General features: G+C 60.0%; 24 protein-coding genes and 1 pseudogene. 10 read left to right on the top strand and 15 right to left on the bottom strand.

Annotation, left to right across the window (positions count from 1 at the left end):
- Positions 1-175 precede the first annotated feature (175 nt).
- Positions 176-1,201, top strand: coding sequence for a 23S rRNA (adenine(1618)-N(6))-methyltransferase RlmF (rlmF, locus tag FBY02_RS12405; RefSeq protein WP_144927834.1), 1,026 nt, complete (start codon positions 176-178; stop codon positions 1,199-1,201).
- An 86-nt stretch (positions 1,202-1,287) separates the two neighbouring features.
- On the opposite strand, the gene FBY02_RS12400 is transcribed toward rlmF, so the two are convergent.
- The gene (locus FBY02_RS12400; protein WP_144927832.1) at positions 1,288-1,572 is read right to left on the bottom strand and encodes an HU family DNA-binding protein; all 285 of its coding nucleotides are present in this window, start codon (positions 1,570-1,572) and stop codon (positions 1,288-1,290) included.
- A 396-nt stretch (positions 1,573-1,968) separates the two neighbouring features.
- Between FBY02_RS12400 and yejK the strand changes: the two genes are divergently transcribed.
- Both yejK and FBY02_RS12390 read left to right on the top strand, forming a co-directional pair.
- Positions 1,969-2,973: a nucleoid-associated protein YejK gene (gene yejK / locus FBY02_RS12395; RefSeq protein WP_014340016.1), complete on the top strand. Its 1,005-nt coding sequence runs from the start codon at positions 1,969-1,971 to the stop codon at positions 2,971-2,973.
- Between the two features lie 206 nt (positions 2,974-3,179).
- Positions 3,180-3,431, top strand: coding sequence for a hypothetical protein (locus tag FBY02_RS12390; RefSeq protein ID WP_144927830.1), 252 nt, complete (start codon positions 3,180-3,182; stop codon positions 3,429-3,431).
- Between the two features lie 75 nt (positions 3,432-3,506).
- Here the strand turns inward: FBY02_RS12390 and FBY02_RS12385 are convergent, their stop codons facing one another.
- From FBY02_RS12385 to FBY02_RS12370, 4 genes are all read right to left on the bottom strand, one after another.
- Positions 3,507-4,445 (bottom strand): glutathione S-transferase family protein, encoded by a 939-nt coding sequence (locus FBY02_RS12385; protein ID WP_144927828.1) that lies wholly within the window; start codon positions 4,443-4,445, stop codon positions 3,507-3,509.
- 79 nt (positions 4,446-4,524) lie between these two features.
- On the bottom strand, positions 4,525-4,848 hold the full coding sequence (locus FBY02_RS12380; protein ID WP_052126382.1) for a GIY-YIG nuclease family protein: 324 nt from the start codon (positions 4,846-4,848) through the stop codon (positions 4,525-4,527).
- Positions 4,849-4,889: 41 nt separating this feature from the next.
- Positions 4,890-5,360 carry a nuclear transport factor 2 family protein gene (locus FBY02_RS12375; RefSeq protein ID WP_047701306.1) on the bottom strand — a complete coding sequence of 157 codons (471 nt, stop codon included), beginning with the start codon at positions 5,358-5,360 and terminating at the stop codon, positions 4,890-4,892.
- Between the two features lie 87 nt (positions 5,361-5,447).
- Positions 5,448-6,752, bottom strand: a complete 1,305-nt coding sequence (locus FBY02_RS12370; RefSeq protein ID WP_144927826.1) for a CynX/NimT family MFS transporter — start codon at positions 6,750-6,752, stop codon at positions 5,448-5,450.
- Between the two features lie 240 nt (positions 6,753-6,992).
- Here FBY02_RS12370 and FBY02_RS12365 point away from each other — a divergent pair.
- Positions 6,993-7,211 (top strand): annotated as a pseudogene (locus FBY02_RS12365) (type II toxin-antitoxin system MqsA family antitoxin); the annotation flags it as partial.
- A gap of 62 nt (positions 7,212-7,273) precedes the next feature.
- Here the strand turns inward: FBY02_RS12365 and FBY02_RS12360 are convergent.
- The 4 genes from FBY02_RS12360 to FBY02_RS12345 form a co-directional block, all read right to left on the bottom strand.
- The gene (locus FBY02_RS12360) at positions 7,274-8,038 is read right to left on the bottom strand and encodes an amino acid ABC transporter ATP-binding protein (RefSeq protein ID WP_042730176.1); all 765 of its coding nucleotides are present in this window, start codon (positions 8,036-8,038) and stop codon (positions 7,274-7,276) included.
- Between the two features lie 10 nt (positions 8,039-8,048).
- The gene (locus FBY02_RS12355; RefSeq protein ID WP_144927824.1) at positions 8,049-9,146 is read right to left on the bottom strand and encodes an amino acid ABC transporter permease; all 1,098 of its coding nucleotides are present in this window, start codon (positions 9,144-9,146) and stop codon (positions 8,049-8,051) included.
- A gap of 10 nt (positions 9,147-9,156) precedes the next feature.
- A complete protein-coding gene (locus FBY02_RS12350) occupies positions 9,157-10,338 on the bottom strand; it encodes an amino acid ABC transporter permease (protein WP_144927822.1) in 1,182 nt (393 codons plus the stop codon).
- A 65-nt stretch (positions 10,339-10,403) separates the two neighbouring features.
- Positions 10,404-11,435, bottom strand: a complete 1,032-nt coding sequence (locus FBY02_RS12345) for an amino acid ABC transporter substrate-binding protein (RefSeq protein ID WP_047701313.1) — start codon at positions 11,433-11,435, stop codon at positions 10,404-10,406.
- A 474-nt stretch (positions 11,436-11,909) separates the two neighbouring features.
- On the opposite strand from FBY02_RS12345, the gene FBY02_RS12340 reads away from it, so the two are divergent.
- The 5 genes from FBY02_RS12340 (at position 11,910) to FBY02_RS12320 (ending at position 17,187) form a co-directional block, all read left to right on the top strand.
- On the top strand, positions 11,910-12,566 hold the full coding sequence (locus FBY02_RS12340; RefSeq protein WP_144927818.1) for an alpha/beta hydrolase: 657 nt from the start codon (positions 11,910-11,912) through the stop codon (positions 12,564-12,566).
- A 91-nt stretch (positions 12,567-12,657) separates the two neighbouring features.
- On the top strand, positions 12,658-14,124 hold the full coding sequence (gene rhlB, locus FBY02_RS12335; protein ID WP_144927815.1) for an ATP-dependent RNA helicase RhlB: 1,467 nt from the start codon (positions 12,658-12,660) through the stop codon (positions 14,122-14,124).
- 125 nt (positions 14,125-14,249) lie between these two features.
- Entirely contained in the window at positions 14,250-15,203 is a 954-nt protein-coding gene (locus FBY02_RS12330; protein ID WP_144927812.1) for an ornithine cyclodeaminase family protein, read from the top strand.
- Positions 15,204-15,344: 141 nt separating this feature from the next.
- Positions 15,345-16,472 carry an FAD-binding oxidoreductase gene (locus FBY02_RS12325; RefSeq protein WP_144927809.1) on the top strand — a complete coding sequence of 376 codons (1,128 nt, stop codon included), beginning with the start codon at positions 15,345-15,347 and terminating at the stop codon, positions 16,470-16,472.
- 88 nt (positions 16,473-16,560) lie between these two features.
- Positions 16,561-17,187: a transcriptional regulator gene (locus tag FBY02_RS12320; protein WP_144927806.1), complete on the top strand. Its 627-nt coding sequence runs from the start codon at positions 16,561-16,563 to the stop codon at positions 17,185-17,187.
- A 109-nt stretch (positions 17,188-17,296) separates the two neighbouring features.
- Here the strand turns inward: FBY02_RS12320 and FBY02_RS12315 are convergent, their stop codons facing one another.
- From FBY02_RS12315 to FBY02_RS12285, 6 genes are all read right to left on the bottom strand, one after another.
- Positions 17,297-18,073: an ABC transporter substrate-binding protein gene (locus tag FBY02_RS12315; RefSeq protein ID WP_144927803.1), complete on the bottom strand. Its 777-nt coding sequence runs from the start codon at positions 18,071-18,073 to the stop codon at positions 17,297-17,299.
- Positions 18,074-18,351: 278 nt separating this feature from the next.
- Positions 18,352-18,804, bottom strand: a complete 453-nt coding sequence (moaE, locus tag FBY02_RS12305; protein WP_144927797.1) for a molybdopterin synthase catalytic subunit MoaE — start codon at positions 18,802-18,804, stop codon at positions 18,352-18,354.
- A gap of 3 nt (positions 18,805-18,807) precedes the next feature.
- A complete protein-coding gene (locus tag FBY02_RS12300; protein WP_144927794.1) occupies positions 18,808-19,050 on the bottom strand; it encodes a MoaD/ThiS family protein in 243 nt (80 codons plus the stop codon).
- Positions 19,047-19,520 carry a cyclic pyranopterin monophosphate synthase MoaC gene (moaC, locus tag FBY02_RS12295; protein ID WP_144927791.1) on the bottom strand — a complete coding sequence of 158 codons (474 nt, stop codon included), beginning with the start codon at positions 19,518-19,520 and terminating at the stop codon, positions 19,047-19,049. The genes FBY02_RS12300 and moaC overlap by 4 nt, the downstream gene beginning before the upstream one ends.
- A 174-nt stretch (positions 19,521-19,694) precedes the next feature.
- Positions 19,695-21,089, bottom strand: a complete 1,395-nt coding sequence (locus FBY02_RS12290; RefSeq protein WP_144927788.1) for a PhoH family protein — start codon at positions 21,087-21,089, stop codon at positions 19,695-19,697.
- 335 nt (positions 21,090-21,424) lie between these two features.
- Positions 21,425-22,549: a polysaccharide deacetylase family protein gene (locus FBY02_RS12285; protein ID WP_144927784.1), complete on the bottom strand. Its 1,125-nt coding sequence runs from the start codon at positions 22,547-22,549 to the stop codon at positions 21,425-21,427.
- Between the two features lie 239 nt (positions 22,550-22,788).
- Here FBY02_RS12285 and yaaA point away from each other — a divergent pair, with 239 nt between their 5' ends.
- On the top strand, positions 22,789-23,568 hold the full coding sequence (yaaA, locus tag FBY02_RS12280) for a peroxide stress protein YaaA (RefSeq protein ID WP_144927781.1): 780 nt from the start codon (positions 22,789-22,791) through the stop codon (positions 23,566-23,568).
- Positions 23,569-23,832: the final 264 nt, after the last annotated feature.

Raw genomic sequence — 23,832 nt, 5'->3', positions numbered from 1 at the left:
CTCCAGATATCTGCACTGCCAAGAGCTGTGAGAGCTTTTGCTGCCTTGAAAAAGAATGGCTAAATAAATCATCCAAGACAGTTGCTCCCACATTTGTCCAGCGCAAGCCTCAAAAGCAGGCAGGATGTGGGACAATGCCCGCCACTTTTTGAGCCAGCCCCGAATCGACCCGCCCATGACCGCGCCCCGCCCCCCCAGACCCGCACGCCCGAAGCCCAAGCCTGCCACCGAAACCAAGGCCGCCGTGCCCCGTGAAAAAGCCAGCCTGCACCCGCGCAATCGCCATCAGGGCCATTACGACTTCCCGGCCTTGATCAAGGGCACGCCGGAACTGGCCAGGTTCGTGATCATCAACCCCTACGGCAAGGAAAGCATCGACTTTGCCAGCCCCGAGGCCGTGCGGGTATTCAACCGGGCGCTGCTCAAGTCTTTTTATGGCATTGCCCACTGGGACATTCCGGCCGACTACCTGTGTCCTCCGGTACCGGGTCGTGCGGACTATGTGCACTTCCTCGCCGACCTGCTCGCCAACCATAACGAAGGGGAAATCCCTCGGGGCGCGGCGGTGAAGGTGCTGGATGTCGGCACCGGCGCCAACTGCGTGTATCCGCTGATCGGCTACAGCGACTACCGCTGGCACTTCCTGGGTTCGGAGATCGACCCGACGGCGATCGCCTCGGCCAAGACCATCGTCCAGGCCAATGGGTTGGCCAAGGCGATCCAACTGCGCCAGCAAACCAATCGCAAGCAGATCCTGCTGGGCCTGCTCGAAGAAGCCGAACGATTCGACCTGACGATGTGCAATCCGCCATTCCACGCGTCCCTGGAGGAGGCGACCCGCGGCAGCCAGCGTAAGTGGCGCGCCCTCGGCAAGGCCGATCCGAAACGCAAGTTGCCGGTCCTGAATTTCGGCGGTCAGGCCGCCGAGTTGTGGTGCGAGGGCGGAGAAGTCCGTTTCGTGACCCAACTGATCGGTGAAAGCGCGCAGTTGGCTCGGCAGGTCCTGTGGTTCAGCACCCTGGTGTCGAAGGTGTCGAACCTGCCAGCGATTCAGGCCGCCCTGAAGAAGGCCGGCGCGGTGCACAGCGAAGTGGTGGAGATGTCCCAGGGACAAAAGCAGAGCCGTTTCGTGGCCTGGACCTTCCATACCGAAGCCCAGCAGCAGGCCTGGCGTCAGGCGCGATGGGTTCGCAAGGACTGAACGGGCCGCATTACGCCGACCACTTTATTCAGGACAACAAAAAACCGTGCCCGGACTGCTCCGCTGCACGGTTTCTTTAAAGCGTCTTACTTGGCGTTGATCGAATCGACCAGGACTTTGGCCGGAACCAGCTTGACGACTTTCTTTGCAGCGATTTCGATTGCAGCGCCAGTCGAAGGGTTGCGGCCGGTACGGGCAGGACGCTCGGTGACTTTCAGCTTGCCAACGCCTGGCAGAGTGAGTTCGCCGCCGTTTTCCAGCTGATCGGCAACGATTTGGCCCAGTTGGTCCAACAGTGCACGCACGGTGGTTTTCGACGCGTCTGCAGCGTCAGCCAAATCAGTGATCAGTTGGTCTTTAGTAAGAGCCATGTAGTGTTCCTTCCCTATCAAATTCATATGGATTGCAGAGTGCAGTGTCAGCCATCGAGCCCGATCTCCTCGGATCGGACACCCTCGGTCATCACCACGACGGGTCGGGGTAATAGATGCCGAAATCCGGGTTTGGTTCGACCTGACAAATGCTGAATGCATGCTTAACGCAGTGCCTTCGCGTAAGACCGGGCAAAACTAGCACAACGCCTGGGAAATATCCGCCCTTAGCTACCCATTTGGTCAGCTTTATTGCGCTAAATCGGTAAAAAAATGCATATGGACTGTCGGACGGCTCCGAAATCCCCTTCGCAGCGCTCCAAAACCAGTGATTGCGGTACACTGGGCGCTTTTCGGGGGAGCGTGCCCTCCTCCCTTTCATCAGCCGAGAAGCCCATGCCGATCCGTCATTGCATCGTCCACCTGATCGACAAAAAACCCGACGGCACCCCTGCTGTGCTCCATGCCCGGGACTCCGAACTGGCAGAGTCCACGGCCATCGAAAACATGCTTGCCGACCTCAACGAAAGCTACAACGCCAAACAAGGCAAGGCCTGGGGTTTTTTCCACGCCGAGTCCGGTGCACATCCGTTCAGCGGCTGGCTGAAGGAATACCTGGACGGCGGCAAGGATTTCACTGCGTTCAGTCGCGTGGCCGTGGAACACCTGCAGAAGCTGATGGAAGAGTCCAACCTGTCGGTGGGTGGCCACGTCCTGTTCGCCCACTATCAACAGGGCATGACCGACTACCTGGCCATCGCCCTGCTACACCACAGTGAAGGCGTGGCGGTCACCGATGAACTGGACGTCACCCCGTCCCGTCACCTGGACCTGGGCCAGTTGCACCTGGCGGCGCGGATCAACGTGTCGGAGTGGCAGAACAATAAACAGTCCAAGCAGTACATTTCCTTCATCAAGGGCAAGAACGGCAAGAAGGTCTCGGAATACTTCCGCGACTTCATCGGCTGCCAGGAGGGTGTCGACGGCCCCGGCGAAACCCGCACGCTGCTCAAGGCCTTCAGCGACTTCGTCGAAAGCGAAGACCTGCCGGAAGACGACGCCCGGGAAAAGACCAAGACCCTGGTGGATTACGCCAGCAGCCAGGCCAAGCTCGGCGAACCCATGGGCCTGGAGGAATTGTCCGAGTTGATCGACGAAGACCGCCCGAAAGCCTTCTACGATCACATCCGCAACAAGGACTATGGCCTGTCACCGGAAATTCCGGCGGATAAACGCACCCTCAACCAGTTCCGCCGCTTCACCGGCCGGGCCGAGGGGTTATCCATCAGCTTCGAGGCGCACCTGCTGGGCTCGAAGATCGAGTATGACGAAGAGGCCGGTACGTTGATCATCAAGGGGTTGCCGACGTCGTTGACGGACCAGTTGAAACGAAGAAATTGACGAACCGGGCGACCTGATGCCAGTCAGCCAAGCCAAAAAGCGGTGAGGGTAAACTTTGCTCCCACCGTTGTTTGACCACCGGTCAGGACTGTCAACCTCTACAGTAGCGACCTCCATAGAAAATCCATTTCATTCAATAGCACCTCGGTGGAAGCACCCGCCGAGGCCGTCTTCTGCCAGACAGAACTCAGATGGAGTCTATGGAAATGAACCCCATTCACCGGTTTATCAGAATCACCGGCCCAGGCCTGGTAGTTTTACTCATTGGGACTTACACCGGTTTCGCTTCTGCCGCGACCTACACGTGTGAGTACTACTCCTCGCCGAACAACGTTCGCATGAAAACCATCACCGTCAATGCAACCAGCACCAGCGACGCGTTGGCACAAGCCAAAGCCAGCTTTCAGAGAGAAAGTTTTTATAACGCCCAGCAAAACTTGATTCTTTGCAATCCTTAACGGACCCGCGTCCCGTTAAACCTGAATCGCCGCCTGAGTAACATGAGGCGGCGACACATTCGAATAAGCGCAGGGTTATGCAACCGACAGCTTGAAACCAAACCGCGGAAAGTGCACATGCACCACCCCGCCGCGCTCGTCTTCTCGGCGCAGGATCAGCTCTTCGCGCCCGGCAAACAGCAACTCCCCCGCCACCGGATCGACACCGTAGTCAGTCGCGGCTATGGTCACCTGCTGCCCCTCCTGTGCAAATCCGCTCGACTCATCGAATGACTCATCCGGCAACGCGGCCGGCGTAGCGTTGTTAGCCACGTCCAACGCCTCTTCGGAGCTCATCGCGCTCGACGCACCATGGCCGAAAGCCAAGACCCGCGCCAGCCAGGCCGAGACGGCCGGATACGCGTCCACCAGCGCCGACGTCACCGGTGTGCCCTTGAGAAACCACAATGGGTGAGCCATGGCGAAGTCGGCAATCGACGGCTCTCCCAGCAGGAAATCACCCTCTTCGCGCTGCAACTGCTGCTCGAGCCGCGCCATGATCGTCGGCCACTGATGCTTGGCCTGCTCGGCAGACAGGCGCGAGGCCGATCCACCGCTGAATAGGCCAGCGCGGTCAGCGATGAACGCCTTGATTGCCTCAGGCGACAACTTGGCGAAACGCACGGCCATCGACTCGGGCTGGAACACCAGGCTCACTGCATGCTGGAACACTACCGAATCGGCCCAGGCCGCAAAGGCTGCCGCGATCATTTCCCGGCCCTCGGGAAACAAAGCCGGTGAAGCTTTTTCCTGTTCCAGTCGCCGGGCGATCAGGGCCGTGTCGCAATAGATGTCCGCGCCGATCTGCAACACCGGCGTCTTGCGATAGCCACCCGTCAACGCCGTCAGGTCGGGCTTGGGCATCATCGGCGGGATGTTGACCGAGCGCCAGGACAAGCCTTTGAAGCCCAGCAGCAGACGGGCTTTTTCGGCGAAGGGAGACGTCGGGTAATGATGAAGAATCAGCTCTGACATGAGGTTTGCCAATGCAGGAAGGAAGTTCGCAAGCTTAGCGCGCCACGGCCAGACAGCCTACCCACCTGATGAGGGCTCATCAGTGGGATGGATGATGCGGCGCGGCACTCGCTACCAGGCATTCCTTGGCACTTTTGCGCAGCTTTTTGATCAACCGCTCCTGACGCAGGGCTTCGCCCTTGTCACGGCAGGCTTCGGTATAGACCAATGCCACCGCCGGGCTGGAGAGAAAGAAACGTGCGCCCTTGCCGCTCTGGTGCTTGGCGAAACGGCGCACCGGATCGTCGCTGATGCCACAGTACAACGCGCCGTTGGCGGCCCGCACCAGGTAGACGAACCAGGGCTTGCCCGGTTCGGTCGCGGCCTCCACAGGCAGCTCGGGAGTGTTGTTGGCAGTCGTCACGAAATGTTCAACAGACGCGTAGGAAGTAGGCCGCGATCTTATCAGCGACTGGCCTGGAACGCCCGAAGCCCTTTGAGCGCCTGGGCCCTCACCGCATTGCGCACCAGCGGCGTCCAACCCAGCAGCAAACCCTTGGCACCCAAGGCCTGACGGGACCAGCGCCACAGATCGAAACTGTCGTGATGTTCACAGATCTTGCCATCACGAAACACGAAGCGAGCCTGAATGTCGTTGACCACGACATTGCCGGTCTGGCTGAACAGGTAAGTCGCCACCCAATGCGCCCCACCGGAACGCTCATCGCTGCGCACGTTATCGAAGGTCAGGGAAAAGTCCTTGGCGCGGGTGGTGAGCATGCGCCACATATCACCGGCATCACGCCCACGAAGCTCGCCGAATGCCGGGTCGCTGAAGACCACGTCGTCGGTGTAACAGGCGCTCATGGCTTCGGCATCCAGGCGTTGGAAGGCCTGGTAAAACCGGTTGATCAGGGCGGTGTGGGCATCACTCATGGACGAACTCCGAAAGCGTTTCAGTAGACTCGCCACAATAATCTGCCACTGGCGAGAACACTATCGTCATTCGCCATGAAAATAACATCAGCGAAGGTCGGTGATTTTCTCGCTGCTGACGCCGACGTACAACGCCCGCCCTGCGCCGATACCAGCGATGATCGCGCCCAGGCCGATCAAGCCGAAGATCCAGCCCAGGGCTTGCCATCCGCCGGTCCAGTCATGCACCACCCCCACTGCGAAAGGCCCGAGGGACGCCAGGGTATAACCGAAGCCCTGCGCCATGCTGGAGAGGTTCGCGGCCACATGGGCGTCTCGCGAACGCAGCACGATCAGCGTCAACGCCAGGCTGAACGTTGCGCCCTGCCCCAGTCCCAGCAGGATCGCCCAGCCCCACAAACCTTCGAGGGGCGCGTAGAGGCAACCGAACAGCCCACCGAGGGTCATGACCATGACGATCACGATGGCCGGGCGCTGGTCCTGGCCACGGGTCGCCAGCCAGGGCGCCGCCAGGGAACTGATCAACTGCACGATAACCGAGCCCGACAGCACCAGGCCGGCCTGGGTCGGCGTCAGGCCACGGCCGATGAGGATCGATGGCAGCCAGCCGAACACGATGTAGGCCAGGGACGATTGCAGCCCCATGTACAGCGTCACTTGCCAGGCCAATGGATCGCGCAACAAACCGCGAACCCGATACGCCGCCTGGTGGGCACCTTGTTTCTGAGCGGTCTGCGGCAGCCAGAACACACTGGCCAACAATGCCGGAACCGCCCAGAAGCCAAGCCCCAGGGCCCAACTATGGTCCAGTTGTTCGCTCAACGGCACCGTTGCCCCGGCGGCCATCGCCGCGCCCAGGCACAGCGCCATGGTGTAGACCCCGGTCATGGTCCCGGCCTGCCGGGCGAAGTCACGCTTGACGATGCCCGGCAACAGCACGCCGATCACACCGATACTCGCACCGGCCAGGACGCTGCCGGCGAACAGGCCGACCTGGCCGAACGAACTGCGCAGCACAATCCCACCGGCAAGCGTCAACAAGATCCCCAGCACCACGCGCTCGGCGCCGAAACGCCGAGCCAGCACGGGCGCCAGTGGCGCGAACAGGCCAAGGCACAGCACCGGCAGCGTAGTCAGCAAACCCGCCTGGGCGGCGGACAAGCCGAGGCTTTTCGAAACCTCGCTGAGCAAAGGCGCCATGCTCGACAACGCCGGGCGCAGGTTCAACGCGACCAGGACCAACCCGAGCAACAGCAACCAGGGCCGACGCAGCAGCGGATGGGCTTGCTGAGCCTGTTCATCGTCGACTTCAGCGTCGATCAGCAATTCTTCGAGTTCGGCGGCACGCTTGGGCGCCGTCGACGAGGTGTGGTCAAGCAAATCGCGGGACATGGAGAACTCTGGGGCTTGGGGACAACGGAGCGGCGATCACCAGGAGGGAGCCACCGTTGCGGGCGTTGGACCGATCCAGCACCTGGCCGGCCAGCACTGAAAAAACGAAGAAATATCAGACATGAGATTCGTTTTTTCATCCGATCAAGGGATCAATTTTCTGACATGTTAGTCAGGTTCCTCCGAGGGAACAAGGGCCTAGGGTTGGAGGGCAGGGAAAGAAACGTGATCTTCGATTAGAAAGAAGCAGTCAAGCTGCTGTCCGGTGGTGGGCACAATGCCTTTTCCCGCTATGAGCGAGGGGAAGCTTCCCCGCCTCAGCCGCTGCTCATGCTGATGCGCCTGCTGGATCGTCAGCCGCATCTGCTGGCCGAAATCCAGGTCCTGAACGAAGGCGCCGATCTGCGACAACTGCTGCTCGAACGTCACCCGGAACGCGAGACCATGCTGACGTCTTGAGGCGAGAACGCAGCAAAAAAATAAACCCGGACAAGTCCGGGTTTATTTTCACTACCTGGCGATCAATGCAGGATCTGGCTCAGGAACAGCTTGGTGCGGTCGTTCTGCGGGTTGTCGAAGAAGTCGTTCGGCGCCGCCTGCTCGACGATTTCGCCCTTGTCCATGAAGATCACGCGATTGGCCACGGTGCGGGCGAAGCCCATTTCGTGGGTTACGCACAACATGGTCATGCCGTCTTCGGCCAGGCCGATCATGGTGTCGAGTACTTCCTTCACCATTTCCGGGTCAAGAGCCGAGGTCGGCTCGTCAAACAGCATGATCTTCGGCTTCATGCACAGGGCACGGGCGATGGCCACACGCTGCTGCTGACCGCCGGAGAGCTGGCCCGGGTACTTGTGCGCCTGCTCTGGAATGCGTACGCGCTCCAGATAATGCATAGCGATTTCCTCGGCCTTGCGTTTGGGCATCTTGCGCACCCACATCGGCGCCAGGGTGCAGTTCTGCAGGATGGTCAGGTGCGGGAACAGATTGAAGTGCTGGAACACCATGCCGACTTCACGGCGGATCGCTTCGATCTGCTTGAGGTCGTTAGTCAGTTCCACGCCATCGACCACGATGCGGCCTTGCTGGTGCTCTTCCAAACGGTTGAGGCAACGGATGGTGGTGGACTTGCCGGAGCCCGACGGGCCGCACAGCACGATACGTTCGCCCTGCTTGACGTTCAGGTTAATGTCCTTCAACACGTGGAACTGGCCGTACCACTTGTTGACGCCCTGCATCTGAATAATGCCTTCAGGGCTCACAGGCTTTTTGATTGCTTCACTCATGAGTCAACTCCTAACGCTTGTGGCCTGTGTCGAGCTTGCGTTCCAGATGCATGGAATAGCGCGACATACCAAAACAGAAAATCCAGAACACCAGGGCGGCAAACACATAGCCTTCGGTGGCCATGCCCAGCCATTTCGGGTCGGCGGCAGCTTGTTTCACGCTGTTGAGCAGGTCGAACAGGCCGATGATGATCACCAGGCTCGTGTCCTTGAACAACGCAATGAAGGTGTTGACGATGCCAGGGATCACCAGCTTCAGGGCTTGCGGCAGAATCACCAGGCCCATGCTGCGCCAGTAGCCAAGGCCCATCGCCGCAGCCGCTTCGTATTGCCCCTTTGGAATGGCTTGCAGACCGCCGCGCACCACTTCGGCCACGTAGGCCGACTGGAACAGGATCACCCCGATCAGCGCCCGCAGCAGCTTGTCGAAGTTCATGCCTTCAGGCAGGAACAGCGGCAGCATCACCGACGACATGAACAGCACGGTGATCAACGGCACGCCACGCCAGAACTCGATGAACGTCACGCAAACCACGCGGATCGCCGGCAGGTTCGAACGCCGCCCCAGGGCCAGTACGATGCCCAGCGGCAATGCGCCGGCGATACCGACAGTGGCGATTACCAGGGTCAGCATCAGGCCGCCCCACTGGCTGGTCGCCACGGTGTCCAGGCCGAACACGCCACCGTGCAACAGGCACCAGGCGATGATCGGGTACAGCACCAGAAAGCTCAGGCCGTAGATCGCCTTGCGCGGGAAGCGCGAGATGAACAACGGCGCCACGCCGATCACCGCCAGCCACACGGTCAGATCCACGCGCCAGCGCAGGTCCGCCGGGTAGTAGCCGTACATGAACTGACCGAAACGCTGCTGGATGAACACCCAGCAGGCGCCTTCCTTGGTGCAGTCGGCGCGGGTAGTACCTACCCAGTTCGCATCCAGGATGGCCCAGTGCAGCAGCGGTGGGATAATCAGGTAAATCAGGTAGAACGCAAACAGAGTCAGCAGCGTGTTGATCCAGCTGGAGAACATGTTGGCGCGCACCCACGCCACCACACCGATGCTATTGCTCGGTGGAGGCATATCGGGTTTGAAAGTATGGGATGTCATGCGCGTTTCCTCACCGCTCGATCAGCGCAATGCGCTTGTTGTACCAGTTCATCAGCAGGGAAATGCTGATACTGATCGCCAGGTACACACTCATGGTGATCGCGATCACCTCGATGGCCTGACCGGTCTGGTTCAACACCGTGCCGGCGAACAGCGACACCATTTCCGGGTAGCCGATACCGGCCGCCAGAGAAGAGTTTTTCGCCAGGTTCAGGTATTGGCTGGTCAACGGCGGAATGATCACGCGCAGGGCCTGCGGGATGATCACCTTGCGCAGGGTCGGACCGTTGCGCAGCCCCAGGGAGCGGGCCGCCTCGGTCTGGCCGTGGCTGACCGACTTGATACCCGAGCGCACGATCTCGGCAATGAATGCCGCGGTGTACACGGTCAACGCCAAGGTCAAGGCCAGCAGTTCCGGGATCAGTACCCAGCCACCGACGAAGTTGAAGCCCTTGAGTTCCGGCATTTCCCAACGCACTGGAGCGCCAAACACCAACGCACACACGGCCGGAATCACCAGGAACAGCGCCAGGCCCACCCAGAACTTGTGGAACGGCTCGCCGGTCTCTTCGAAACGCTTGTTGGCCCAGCGAGTCATCAGCACGATGGCGACAATTGCCAGCACGACGCTGACCACGAACGGCCAGAACCCATCGGCAACCAGCGCGGCCGGCATGTTCAGGCCCCGGCTGCTGACGAAGAAGGTGTCGCCGAAGTTATGACTGTTGCGCGGCCCGGGCATGCTCAGGAATACCGCGAAGTACCAGAACAGGATCTGCAGCAACGGCGGGATGTTACGGAAGACCTCCACGTAAACGGTCGCCAGCTTGGAGATGATCCAGTTCTGCGACAAGCGCGCGACACCGATGATGAAACCGAGGATGGTCGCCAGGATCACCCCAATGAAGGTCACCAGCAACGTGTTGAGCAAACCGATGACAAACACGCGGGCATAACTGTCCGCTTCGGTGTAATCGATCAGGTGTTGAGCGATGCCGAACCCGGCACTGCGTTCCAGGAAACCGAAGCCGGAAGTGATGCCCCGGTGCTGGAGGTTGGTCTGGGTGTTGTCGAACAGGAACCAGCCCAACGCGATAACCGCCACGACCGTGACGATCTGAAATACCCACGCACGCACTTTTGGATCGCTGAGGCTGAGCCTCTGCTTTGGTGCGCCGATTGAATTTTGCATGAAGTGCCCCGCAAAGAATGGAACAGAACATCACCCGGTGGTTGGCCCACCGGGTGATAGAACCATCAGCGCACTGGTGGTGCGTATTGGATGCCGCCAGCGTTCCACAGCGCGTTCAGGCCGCGGTCGATTTCCAGCGGGGTGCCTTTGCCGAGGTTGCGCTCGAACATTTCACCGTAGTTGCCGACTTGCTTGACGATCTGCACGACCCAGTCTTTTGGCAGTTTCAGGTCCTTGCCGTATTCACCGTCAGCGCCGAGCATACGAGCGACGTCCGGGTTCTTGGTGGACTTGGCTTCGGCCTCGACGTTCTTGGAGGTCACACCGGCTTCTTCAGCATTGAGCAGCGCATAGCCAGTCCAACGCACGATGGCCAGCCACTCGTCATCGCCGTTACGCACGACCGGGCCCAGAGGTTCCTTGGAAATGGTTTCTGGCAGAACCACGTAGTCCTTCGGCGAAGCCAGCTTGCTGCGCTGGGCGAACAGCTGGGACTTGTCGGAGGTCAGTACGTCGCAACGACCGGATTCCAGCGACTTGGCGCTTTCATCGGAGGTGTCGAACGTGATCGGGGTGTACTTCAGGCCATTGGCACGGAAGTAGTCGGAAACGTTCAGTTCAGTGGTGGTACCGGCCTGGATGCAGATGGTTGCACCGTCCAGTTCCTTGGCGCTCTTGACGCCCAGCTTGTTGTTGGCCAGGAAACCGATGCCGTCGTAGTAGGTGATGAAGCCTGGGAATTTCAGGCCCATGCCCGCGTCACGGGAGCTGGTCATGGTGGAGTTGCGCGAAAGCACATCGATTTCGCCGGACTGCAGTGCGGTGAAGCGCTCCTTGGCGTTCAACTGGCTGAACTTGACCTTGGTCGCATCGCCGAAGACGGCAGCGGCAACGGCACGGCAGAAGTCAGCGTCGATACCAACAATCTTGCCGGTCGAATCAGGCACCGAGAAACCCGGCAGGCCATCGCTTACGCCGCATTGCACAAAGCCTTTCTTCTGTACGGCGTCCAGGGTTGCACCCGCCTGAGCGAACCCGCTAACCCCGAGCACTGCTGCTGCAGTCACTACTGCCAGGGTGGATTTCAGTAACTTCATTCAAACCTCCAGTTTTGCTCTTGTTGTGTCGGAGCTTGAGTCCTATCGCACCCTTTTGGGGCATTGCCGACCCTTGTTGGCTTTTTTTAGGGTCAACCGACGTCTGGACCTTCGCTATGAGTCTATTAATGAGGACGGCGCGCCACTGGCAGCCATACCCACTTCTCACCAATCGGCCGAACGGGCTGTAGCCCTTCACGTTCGCGAAGCCCGTAACGGCTATTGGCGAACATCCATCACCGGATTTCCGATATCCCATGCGTCGCGTCGAGCTGATAGTGTTACCGCGCAGCGTAAGATTCATCACTCGGGTATCCTCATAGCAAAGCCCGTACCAGACCGCCGCGCGGGGCCCTTGAGAATTACGTCAAGACAAAAAATTGTAATTTTGCGACATCTAATTAACTGAGGCACCGGGGACGCACCGTAATCACGCACTGATAGGGCGCACCCGCACAGATTTGGAGCACAGCCATGACCGACCCCCTGATTCTTGAGCCCAACAGCACCGCAGATGCGTGTGTTATCTGGCTCCACGGCCTGGGCGCGGATCGTTACGACTTCCTGTCGGTAGCCGAAATGTTGCAGCAAAGCTTGCAAACCATGCGTTTCGTTCTACCCCAGGCTCCGACCCAGCCAGTAACGATCAACGGCGGCTACGCCATGCCCAGTTGGTACGATATCCGCGCCTTGAGCCCGGCGCGGGCCATTGACGAGCAACAGCTGGAAGTGTCGGCCAAACGGGTCATGGACCTGATCGAAAACCAGCGAACCAGCGGAATAGACGCCTCGCGGATTTTCCTGGCCGGTTTTTCCCAAGGCGGTGCCGTGGTCTATCACACGGCGTTCGTGAAGTGGCAGGGGCCGCTGGGCGGTGTGATCGCACTGTCGACCTATGCGCCGACATTCGGTGACGAACTGCAATTATCCGCCAGCCAGCAGCGCATTCCGGTTCTGGCGCTGCACGGGCAATACGACGAAGTGGTGCTCAACCCCATGGGCCGGACCGCAAAGGAGTATTTGAAGCAGCATGGTGTCACCGTGACATGGCAGGAATACCCAATGGGCCACGAAGTGTTACCCGAGGAGATTCGCGACATCGGTACCTGGCTGGCCGAACGGTTGCGCTGAATCGCCACGCCAAGCCTTTGACGAACACACTACGCCGCGCCCGTTTCTTGCATTACACTGGCCGGCGTACATTCCTTAACCAATCGATGAGATGACCGTGCTCAAAGCACTCAAGAAGATGTTCGGTAAGAGCGAGGCCGAGCAGCTCGCGCCCGGTCCCAGCGCCCCTGTCCAAGGCCCGAGCCGTACCGAAGCGCCACAACCATCGCGCCACCCTGCCCCTGTTGCGCAGAAGAAAAAAGAGCCGGCGACTTCCCCCGCCGCCGCTTCTGCGTCGGACAAGCCGCGCAATGTCCCACCCAAGCCGCGCCGCGAACGTGCACCGAAACCGCCGGTCGTCGCCTGGAAGCTCGAGGACTTCGTCGTAGAGCCCCAGGAAGGCAAGACCCGCTTCCATGATTTCAAGCTGGCCCCGGAACTGATGCATGCCATCCAGGACCTGGGCTTCCCGTATTGCACGCCGATCCAGGCCCAGGTGCTCGGGTATACCCTCGCCGGCAAGGACGCTATCGGTCGCGCCCAGACCGGCACCGGCAAGACCGCCGCGTTCCTGATTTCCACCATCACCCAGCTGCTGCAGACCCCTCCGCCCAAAGAACGCTACATGGGCGAGCCGAGGGCATTGATCATCGCGCCGACCCGCGAGCTGGTGGTGCAGATCGCCAAGGACGCCGCCGACCTGACCAAATACACCGGCCTGAACGTCATGACGTTCGTCGGTGGCATGGACTTCGACAAGCAGCTCAAGCACCTCGAAGCCCGTCATTGCGACATCCTGGTGGCAACGCCGGGCAGACTGCTGGACTTCAACCAGCGCGGCGACGTGCACCTGGACATGGTCGAGGTCATGGTGCTGGACGAGGCCGACCGCATGCTCGACATGGGCTTCATCCCGCAAGTGCGCCAGATCATTCGCCAGACCCCGCCGAAAAGCGAACGCCAGACCCTGCTGTTCTCCGCCACCTTCACCGAAGACGTGATGAACCTGGCCCGGCAATGGACCACCGACCCGGCCATCGTCGAAATCGAAGCCGAGAACGTCGCCAGCGAAAACGTCGAACAACATATCTACGCCGTAGCCGGTGCCGACAAGTACAAACTGCTCTACAACCTGGTCAACGACAACGGCTGGGAACGGGTCATGGTGTTCGCCAACCGCAAGGACGAAGTGCGGCGTATCGAAGAACGCCTGGTGCGTGACGGCGTCAATGCGGCCCAGCTGTCAGGCGATGTGCCCCAACACAAGCGCATCAAGACACTCGAAGGCTTTCGCGAAGGCAAGATCCGCGTGCTGGTGGCAACCGACGTGGCCGGCCGTGGCATTCACATCGACGGCATCAGCCATGTGATCAACTTCACCCTGCCGGAAGTGCCGGACGACTACGTGCACCGCATCGGCCGTACCGGTCGCGCCGGCGCCGAGGGCGTGTCCATCAGCTTCGCCGGCGAGGACGACTCCTATCAGTTGCCGTCCATCGAGGCGCTGCTGGGCCGCAAGATCAGTTGCGAAATGCCGCCGACCCATCTGCTCCGGCCGGTCGAGCGCAAACGTCACTGACAGTCACCTGTCCTCCAAAAGCGCAGCCACCGACGGCTGCGCTTTTTTTTATCCGGGATATTGCTCGAATAAACTAAAAGTCCATAATGGACAAATTAGTTTACTCGTATCACCCGGAGTCCACGATGCTCAGCACGCCCTCTGTCATGACCCAAGCCCAGGCCCAGGAACTGCTCGCACAAGTCGACGTGCCGCAGATCCTGCGCAAGCTGTTTCACGACCTTGCCACCGGACACGCGGTACAACCGCCCCAGCAACTGGTGGTGTTCCCCCATGGCGTCGGGGATTTCATCAATTACCTGGGGGTGCTGGCCGAAGACCAGGTGTACGGGGTCAAGACCTCGCCCTATATCGTGCGCGAGCAAGGTCCGCTGGTCACCGCCTGGACCTTGCTGATGTCGATGCAGACTGGGCAACCGCTGCTACTGTGCGATGCCGCCGAGCTGACGACCGCCCGTACCGCCGCGACTACCGCCGTCGCCGTCGATGCCCTCGCCCCGCCCAAGGCCCGGCGCCTGGCCGTCGTCGGCAGCGGTGCAGTGGCGAGGGCCCACGTGCAATACGTCAAGGGCTTACGGGATTGGCAAAGCATCAATCTTTACTCTCCTGGCCTGAAGAGCAAATCGGCCAAGGACCTCGACTCACTCACCGACCTCGACTCACGCCTGCAATTGACTGACCGTCTTGAAGCCGTACTGCACGATGCCGATGTGGTGATGCTGTGCACCTCGTCCGCCAAAGCGGTGCTCGACCCTCAGGTCCTCATCAAACCGACACTGATCACTTCCATCAGTACCAACGCCCCACGCGCCCACGAGGTTCCTCCACAATGCCTGAACGACATGGACGTGTTCTGCGACTATCGTCAGACCACGCCGGGTTCGGCCGGGGAAATGCTGATCGCTGCCGAACAACACGGCTGGGACGCATCGCGCATCATCGGTGACTTGCCGGAACTGCTCAGCGAACGCGTTGCGCGCCCTGGCTATGACCGCCATGTGTTTTTCCGCTCCATTGGCCTGGGGCTGGAGGATGTTGCACTGGCAAATGCGCTTTACCGGTTGAACAACCAAGACTGACACCACTCGATCCTTGTGGGAGCGGGCTTGCTCGCGAAGGCGTCAGCACATTCAACATGGATGTGGCTGACACACCGCCTTCGCGAGCAAGCCCGCTCCCACAGGTTCAACGAACTCCCGCACGCGCTTCAGGAGAGTTTCATGACCTCAGCAGATTTCATCATCATCGGCGGCGGCATTGCCGGTGCCTCCACCGGCTACTGGCTGGCCCCCCATGGCCGGGTCATTGTGCTCGAGCGCGAATCCCATCCGGCCTACCACTCCACCGGCCGTTCGGCGGCGCTGTACACCGCCGCCTACGGCACCGCGCAGGTACGGGCATTGACCCAGGCCAGTCGAGACTTCTTCGACGCACCGCCCGCCGGTTTCTGTGAACACCCACTGCTCACGCCCCGGGGCGAAATGACTGTGGACTTCACCGGTGATCCGGCCGAATTGAACAATCAATACCTCAGCGCCAAGGCCACCGTGCCGCAGATGCAATTGCTCAGCGCCGAAGAAGCCTGCGTGCGATTGCCGATCCTGCGCCGGGAAAAAGTCCATGGCGCCCTCTATGACCCCACGGCCGCCGATATCGACACGGATGCGCTGCACCAAGGTTACTTGCGCGGCATCCGCCGCAATGGCGGTGAGGTGCACACCGACAGCGAAGTCCTGGACCTGATTCGCGATAACCAGGGCTTGTGGCAAGTACGAACGACCAACCGGACCTTCACTGCGCCGATTCTGATCAATGCGGCCGGTGCCTGGGCCGACCAGGTGGCGCAAATGGCCGGCGCCCGCACGCTGGGCCTGCAGCCCAAGCGGCGCGCAGCCTTCATCTTCGCCGGCCCCGAAGGCGTGGACATCCATGACTGGCCGATGCTGGTGAGCCTCGACGAATCCTTCTACATGAAGCCGGATGCCGGCATGTTCCTGGGATCGCCGGCCAATGCCGATCCGGTGGAGCCCCACGATGTACAACCGGAAGAACTGGACATCGCCTTGGGGATCTACCAGATCGAGGAAGCCACGACCTTGAGCATTCGCCGCCCGACCCGCACCTGGGCCGGGTTGCGCAGCTTTGTCCATGACGGCGATCTGCTGTCCGGTTTCGACCCGCAGTTACCCGGATTTTTCTGGGTCGCGGGCCAGGGTGGCTATGGCATCCAGACGTCCCCGGCGATGGGCCAGGCCAGCGCGGCGCTGGTGCGCGGCGAACCGCTGCCCGAAGCCCTGGCTCGCTTCGGCCTGAGCAGCGCGATGCTATCGCCGGCACGCCTTGGCTGACCTCCCTCAAGGTGACGTATCGCCACGATTGCGGCACACTTCCTGCGCCCCTGCTTCACAGGGCGCCGACGCTGCCTGGAGCCCTGTCATGACCACCCCGCTACCCGACCCGGCAATGGACAATTTCCACACCATCGCCGACGCCATCGCCACGCTGTTCTACCCTCACGCCGAGGTGGTGTTGCACGACCTGCGCACACAGAAAGTCGATTACATCGCCAATAATCTCTCCAAGCGCGAGATCGGTGACGATTCGTCCCTGGAGGACATGCTCAGCGAGGACGTCAACGAACGGAACATCGGTCCGTATGAAAAACTGAACTGGGATGGGCAGAAAATTCGCAGCCTCAGCAGCGTCTTGCGCGACGCTGACGGTCGACCGTTGGCCGTGCTGTGCATCAACCTGAATATTTCACTGTTCGAGAATGCCAAGGCCGCGCTGGACCTGTTCCTGTCACCGGGCAAGTTGATCCCGCAGCCGGACTCCCTGTTTCGCGATGACTGGCAGGAGCGCATCAACACCTTCCTGCATGCCTGGATGCGCGAGCGTCAGTTGAGCCTGAACCTGCTGACCCGCGACCATAAACGCGAACTGGTGTTGGCGCTGCACGCCGAGGGCGCCTTCAAGGGCAAGAGCGCCTCCAACTATGTGGCGAATGTGCTGAACATGGGGCGGGCAACGGTTTACAAGCATTTGAAGGAGTTGAGGGGCTGAGATTTGCATTGCCTGGTCTGACGCCTTCGCGAGCAAGCCCGCTCCCACATTGGATCTCAGTTCGACGCAGATCCCTTGTGGGAGCGGGCTTGCTCGCGAAGACTATGGTTCAGTCGCCGTAGATGTCGGACTTGAAATACTTGGCCTCGATCTTCTGATACGCCCCATTGGCCCGAATCCCATCGATGGCCTTGTTCAAATCCGCCACCAACTGGGTATTGCCCTTGCGCACCGCAATTCCAGCACCTTCCCCAACATATTTCGGGTCCTTGAGTTCAGGACCGACAAACCCGTAGCCCTTGCCCCGGGGCATCGAGAGGAAATCCTCCAACGGGATGGTGTCGGCAAAAATCGCGTCCAGACGGCCGGATGCCAGGTCCATGTAGATTTCTTCGTTGTTGCTGTAGCGCTTGACGATCACGCCTTTGGGTTCGAGGACTTCGGTGGCGTAGCGATCAGTGGTGGTCGCCCGCTGCACACCCACGGTCTTGCCCTTCAGGCTCGCGTACTGGTCATCCACCACGGCTCCCTCCTTCATGACCAGTCGCGATGAGGTGAAGTAGTATTTGTGGGTGAAATCCACCGATTTCTTGCGCTCTTCGGTGATGGTCATGGACGACAACGCCATGTCGATTTTCTTCACCTTCAACGATGGAATCAGCCCGTCGAACTCACCTTCGACCCACTCGCACCTGACCTTCATCTGCGCGCACAGCGCATTGCCGATGTCGTAGTCGAAACCCTCGATCTTCCCTTCCGAGGTCTTGGAAGCAAACGGCGGATAAGCCGCTTCGATACCGATGCGCAGGGTTTTCTCAGCAGCGAACAGGCTGCCGGAGGCCAGCAGGCTCAGGGCCAGGCCGGTGATAAGGGAAAGTTTGTTCATGACGTTCTCTCGCGGGTTGTTGTTGGTTTGGCAGAGAAAAAAGCGTGCAAGGGGTGTTTTGTACTTATGAGTCCATTCTGGACTTCAATGTACAAATCGTCAATGAGTCAGACAGGGGAATTGGATGGAGGCTGATGGCCTCTTCGCGAGCAAGCCCGCTCCCACAGGGAAGCTGTGTCGTACACATAGACTGGGTACAACCCAAATCACCTGTGGGAGCGGGCTTGCTCGCGAATGCTGCCCGGCAGGCGCCAGATGGATGACAGCCAGACAACCGATTACTGCTTCCAGCGATCCGCTGCCGCATGATCACTGTCCCGCCCCTCGACCCAGCGCGGGCCATCGGCGGTGTTTTCCTTTTTCCAGAACGGAGCACGGGTCTTGAGGTAGTCCATGACAAAGGCGCAGGCGTCGAACGCCGCCTGGCGATGGCCGCTGGCGGCCGCGACGAAGACGATGGGCTCGCCCGGCTCCAGGGCGCCGATGCGGTGCAGCACTTCCAGCTTCAGCAGCGGCCAGCGCTGCTGCGCCTCGACGGCAATCTTGCCCAGGGCTTTCTCGGTCATCCCCGGGTAGTGCTCCAGGAACATCCCGGACACATCCAGGCCGTCATTGAAGTCCCGCACATAGCCGACAAAACTCACCACCGCGCCCACGCCGACATTGGCCGCGTGCATCGCGTTGACTTCGGCGCCCGGATCGAACGGATCGGCCTGTACACGAATCGCCATGACTCAGCCTCCGGTCACCGTGGGAAAGAACGCGACTTCGTCGCCGTCCGCCAGCGGTTCATCGAGTTGGCACAACTCTTCGTTGCGGGCACACATCAGGTTCTGCTCGTTCAGCACGTCGGAGCCCGGGCGAGCCGCCAACAGCGCGCGAACGTCGTCTACCGTAGAGAATTTACCTTCGACGCTCAGAGCGTCCTCCCCGAGGGCCTCGCGATAACGGGCAAAGAACTTCACATTGATTTTCATGAGGCGTCCGCCTGGAAGTGACCGCTCTTGCCGCCCAACTTTTCCAGCACCCGCACGCCTTCGATGGTCATGCCCCGGTCCACGGCCTTGCACATGTCATAGATGGTCAGCGCGGCGACGCTGGCGGCGGTCAGGGCTTCCATCTCTACCCCCGTCTGCCCCGAGAGTTTGCAGCGGGCAACGATGCGTACCCGGTCCTCTCCTTCGGCATTGAGCTCGACCTTGACGCTGGTAAGCATCAGCGGATGACAGAGCGGAATCAGATCGCTGGTTTTCTTCGCCGCCTGGATACCGGCGATGCGCGCGACGGCGAACACGTCGCCCTTGGGGTGACCGCCGCTGACGATCATCTGCAACGTAGCGGGCAACATACGCACAAAAGCTTCGGCGGTGGCCTCACGGAACGTCACGGCCTTGTCGGTCACGTCGACCATGTTGGCGCGACCTTGGGAATCGAGATGGGTCAGCACGGGGGCCTCCTTGAGGCAGCTACAAGCCATAAGCTGCAAGCCGCAAGCAACAAAGCGCCGCCCGACCGCAGGCCTGGAAGCGGACATTTAATCAGCGCAAAGCTACAAGCTGCAAGCTGCCGGTGAAATCACCCGGTTCGCTTGCAGCTTGTAGCTTTAAACTTGTAGCTGCTCCTAGAGATGGGATTCGGCGTATTCGGCCAGGATCGAGCGCGGTACACCCTGCAGGGTGATGTGGACCCCGTTGGGGAAGTCTTTGAAGCGTTCGGTCAGGTAGGTCAGCCCGGAACTGGTCGCGGACAGGTAAGGGGTGTCGATCTGTGCCAGGTTACCCAGGCACACCACTTTGGAACCGGCCCCGGCACGGGTGATGATGGTTTTCATCTGGTGCGGGGTGAGGTTCTGGCATTCGTCGATCAGGATCAGGCTCTGCTGGAAGCTGCGGCCCCGGATGTAGTTCAGGGATTTGAACTGCAACGGCACCTTGCTGAGGATGTAGTCGACGCTGCCATGGGTGCTTTCGTCATCCATGTGCAAGGCTTCGAGGTTGTCGGTAATGGCCCCCAGCCAGGGCTCCATTTTTTCCGCTTCGGTGCCGGGCAGGAAGCCGATCTCCTGGTCCAGGCCCTGCACGCTGCGGGTGGCGATGATGCGCCGGTAACGCTTGCTGACCATGGTCTGCTCGATGGCGGCGGCCAGGGCCAGGATGGTCTTGCCGGAACCGGCGGCGCCGGACAGGTTGACCAGGTGGATATCGGGGTCGAGCAAGGCGAACAGGGCCAGGCTCTGGTAGATGTCGCGGGGCTTGAGACCCCAGGCCTCCTGGTGCAGCAAGGGCTCCTGGTGCAGGTCGAGAATCAGCAGCTTGTCGTCCTCGATCTCCTTGATCCAGCCGACGAATCCCTGTTCGTCGATGATGAATTCATTGATGTGCACCGCCGGCAGGTTGTCGATCAGTTGCACCTGGTGCCAGGTGCGACCATGGTCCTGGCGGGTATCGACCTTGCTCACGCGGTCCCAGAAGGAGCCGGTCATGGTGTGGTAGCCGTTGGGCAACAGCGAGACGTCGTCGACCAACTGGTCGGTGCTGTAATCCTCCGCCGCAATCCCGCAGGCCCGGGCCTTGAGGCGCATGTTGATGTCTTTGGTCACCAGCACTACGGCGCGATCCTTGTTGCGCGCGTGCAGGTCGATCAATTGGTTGATGATGATGTTGTCGTTCAGGTGTTCGGGCAGCAGCAGGTTGGGTTCGGTGCGCTTGCTCATCAGGATCGAGAGCAGGCCCTTGGGACCACCCTTGCCGCGCTGGATCGGCACGCCCAGCTCGACATCTTCGGGAGAGGCATCCCCCAGGGTCTTGTCGATCAGGCGAATCGCTTGCCGACACTCGGCCGCGACGCTGTGATGGCCGCTCTTGAGCTTGTCCAGCTCTTCGAGCACGGTCATCGGGATGGCAACGTGGTGTTCTTCGAAATTGAGCAGTGCGTTTGGATCGTGGATCAATACGTTGGTATCGAGTACATAGAGGATTGGCTGGTTGGAGGAAGGGCTACGTCCGTGGTCATCCATACTCGGTCACCTTTGTGGGGGCCATTCGACGCAATACCATGACAGTGCTGCGCCTCGAGGTAGCCACCGGATTCACCCGCAAGGATTCAGGTGAACTGCACACAAACGGGGTCTTGGAAGACGCCACCTGTGTTGCAGGTTTCGGCGGTCTGACTTCTTGATACTCCAAAAACCATGACAGGAAAAAGCACTTTGACGCTTTTTTGAAGTTTATTTTTCAGAGTGACGAAAAGCCCTTGGCGTACCGCCGCTACGCCGTTAAAGTCGGAAGTCCGGTCGCCATGAATGCGCAGCGCTTTTTTGCTTTCCCCCAGTGTTTCCGGGCCTTTTGCGTTTCAGCGAAACGCCTCCTGACAATCTTCCCAACCGATCCCGCTCTGCGCCGTTTGCGTGATGAGCCAGGGCATTGCCGTCTTCACCGCATCCTGCTTGGCGTTGAAGTTGATCACCCCGTGACGCCACAGAAGCATCAAGGTCAGCGCGCGGTGGGCACTCTGCTCGGGCTTGAGCCGGTTGGTGCCGTCCTGGGGATCGATGTCCCACAACGCCACTTGCAGGCCCTGCTGCCTGAAAAATGCCTCGGCATCGCCACGTCGCTGACCCTGGGGCGGGCGAAACAGCGGCACATAGTTCTCCGGCAGCTTGCCCTTCACCAGATCGACGCTGCGCCGTACCGAGTCCTGCCAGTCCTGCCAATAGCTATGGGAGCGGAACTCCCAGCCCTGGACCCCCACGCACTGTTCTGAATACAACGACTGGAGGTCGTTGACGGACGCCTCCACCAGCCGCGCCTGGATGTCCTTGCCCAGCACGAAGAAGGTGCCGTTCATGTTCGACTTGCGCAAGTAATCCGTCAGCCAAGGAGTGTTGTCCGGCGCTACGTTGGCACCACTGTCGAACGTCAGCAGAAACAGCCGGTCATGCATGTCTTCGCCGTTGCGTTCGTAATCGCCGAAACGTTCGATTTCGCTGGCGGTTTGCGGAAAAAGCGCGGCTTTTCGCAACAACTCATCCCGGTATTGGGTATGAAAGATCTGGCTCGGCCCGGCCCATTTGAAATAGAACGAGTCTTCATCGAGATGGAATCGGCGCGCCTCCTCACGCAAGGTCGCCATGTTCTCCACCAGGTAGCAGAAGGAGGCGTCCTGGTCACAACTTTGCTGCGCAAAGTTGTAGCCGGTCAGCAAGCGCTGCCACAACCGGGCACGCAGGGCGGTGATCGCCGCCATGTTCACCGAGCGCAGTCCCAGGTACTGCTTGAGGGCGATTTCATCCATGGCATCGGTATCCAGCAACACCCGGGCGAACATCAGGATCTCGGCCCGCGAAGCGACGTCGAACAGGGTCGGGCTGGTGAGTTGTTCCGGCCAGGTACTGCGATCCAGGGTGGCGATGTCGTTGGGCGCGGCAAGGGCATTAAGGCTCAGGAGCCAGGCCGATAACAGAAGCACGAAGCGCAAAAGGGATATCTCCATAACGAAACCCGCGCGGCATCATAGCTGATCCTGAGGTGACCACTGCGTAAACCCCTTATCTGGGCATACGGCTGTTGTGGCGAGGGGATTTATCCCCTCGCCACAACAGCAGACGGCATCCAGGCTACGACCCGAATCGCCGCCCCCCATCACCTATCACCCCAATAGCTGGAGTCCACCCGGACAACCCCCTAGAATCGCCGCACCTTTAAAGGAGATGATTCATGCTGATGGTGATTTCCCCCGCCAAGACCCTCGACTACGAAACACCGCCGGCCACCGAACGCTTTACCTTGCCGCAATACCTGGACCACTCCCAGGAACTGGTCGAGCAATTGCGTGAGTTCTCGCCGGCACAGATCAGTGAACTGATGCACGTCTCCGACAAGATCGGCGGCCTCAATGCCGCCCGATTCGGCAGTTGGACCCCGGCGTTCACCCCGGCCAATGCCAAGCAAGCCCTGCTCGCTTTCAAGGGCGACGTGTACACGGGCCTGGATGCACAGAGCTTCAGCGAAACCGACTTCGATCACGCCCAACGGCATCTGCGCATGCTCTCCGGTCTCTACGGCCTGCTGCGACCGCTGGACCTGATGCAGCCCTACCGCCTGGAAATGGGCACGAAACTGGCCAATGCCCGGGGCAAGGATCTTTATGCATTCTGGGGCAACCGCATCAGCGAATGGCTCAACGAAGCCCTGGCCGACCAGGAGGATGACGTGCTGTTGAACCTGGCTTCCAACGAGTACTTCTCGGCGGTCAAACGCAGCGTCTTGAAGGCGCGCATCATCGATACCGAATTCAAGGATCTGAAGAACGGCCAGTACAAGATCATCAGCTTCTACGCCAAAAAAGCCCGCGGGTTAATGAGCCGGTTTGTCATTCAGGAACGCATCAACGATCCAGCCTTGCTCAAACAGTTCGATGTGCAAGGCTATCGTTACAGTGCCGAGCAATCCTCATCCGAAAAACTGGTTTTCCTGCGCGACCACGCCCCACAATAACGCCCCCCCCTCCCAGGCCCCTGATCAGGGGCCTCGATCAGACCGCGATAAGTCATCCCACTTCCCCGCTCAATTCGCCACTTTAATGGCGTCAATATTCAAACCACCCTCCGGGCTAACTTTTGTTTCACTCGACAATTGTCAGTTTTTTCCGTAGTGGCACAGAAAATTTTCAACAGTAGTGGCAAAAAAATATCGAGGCCTTTTAACACCCCGTAACTAAAGGGCGAAATCGCAAGTGCTATCAATATGAAAGCAGTGCCA

Origin of the sequence: Pseudomonas sp. SJZ078 (genome assembly GCF_007828255.1) — a bacterium.
Lineage (GTDB): Bacteria > Pseudomonadota > Gammaproteobacteria > Pseudomonadales > Pseudomonadaceae > Aquipseudomonas.
Note: the sequence above shows the minus strand (reverse complement) of the source record. Positions and strands in the feature narration are given on the sequence as shown.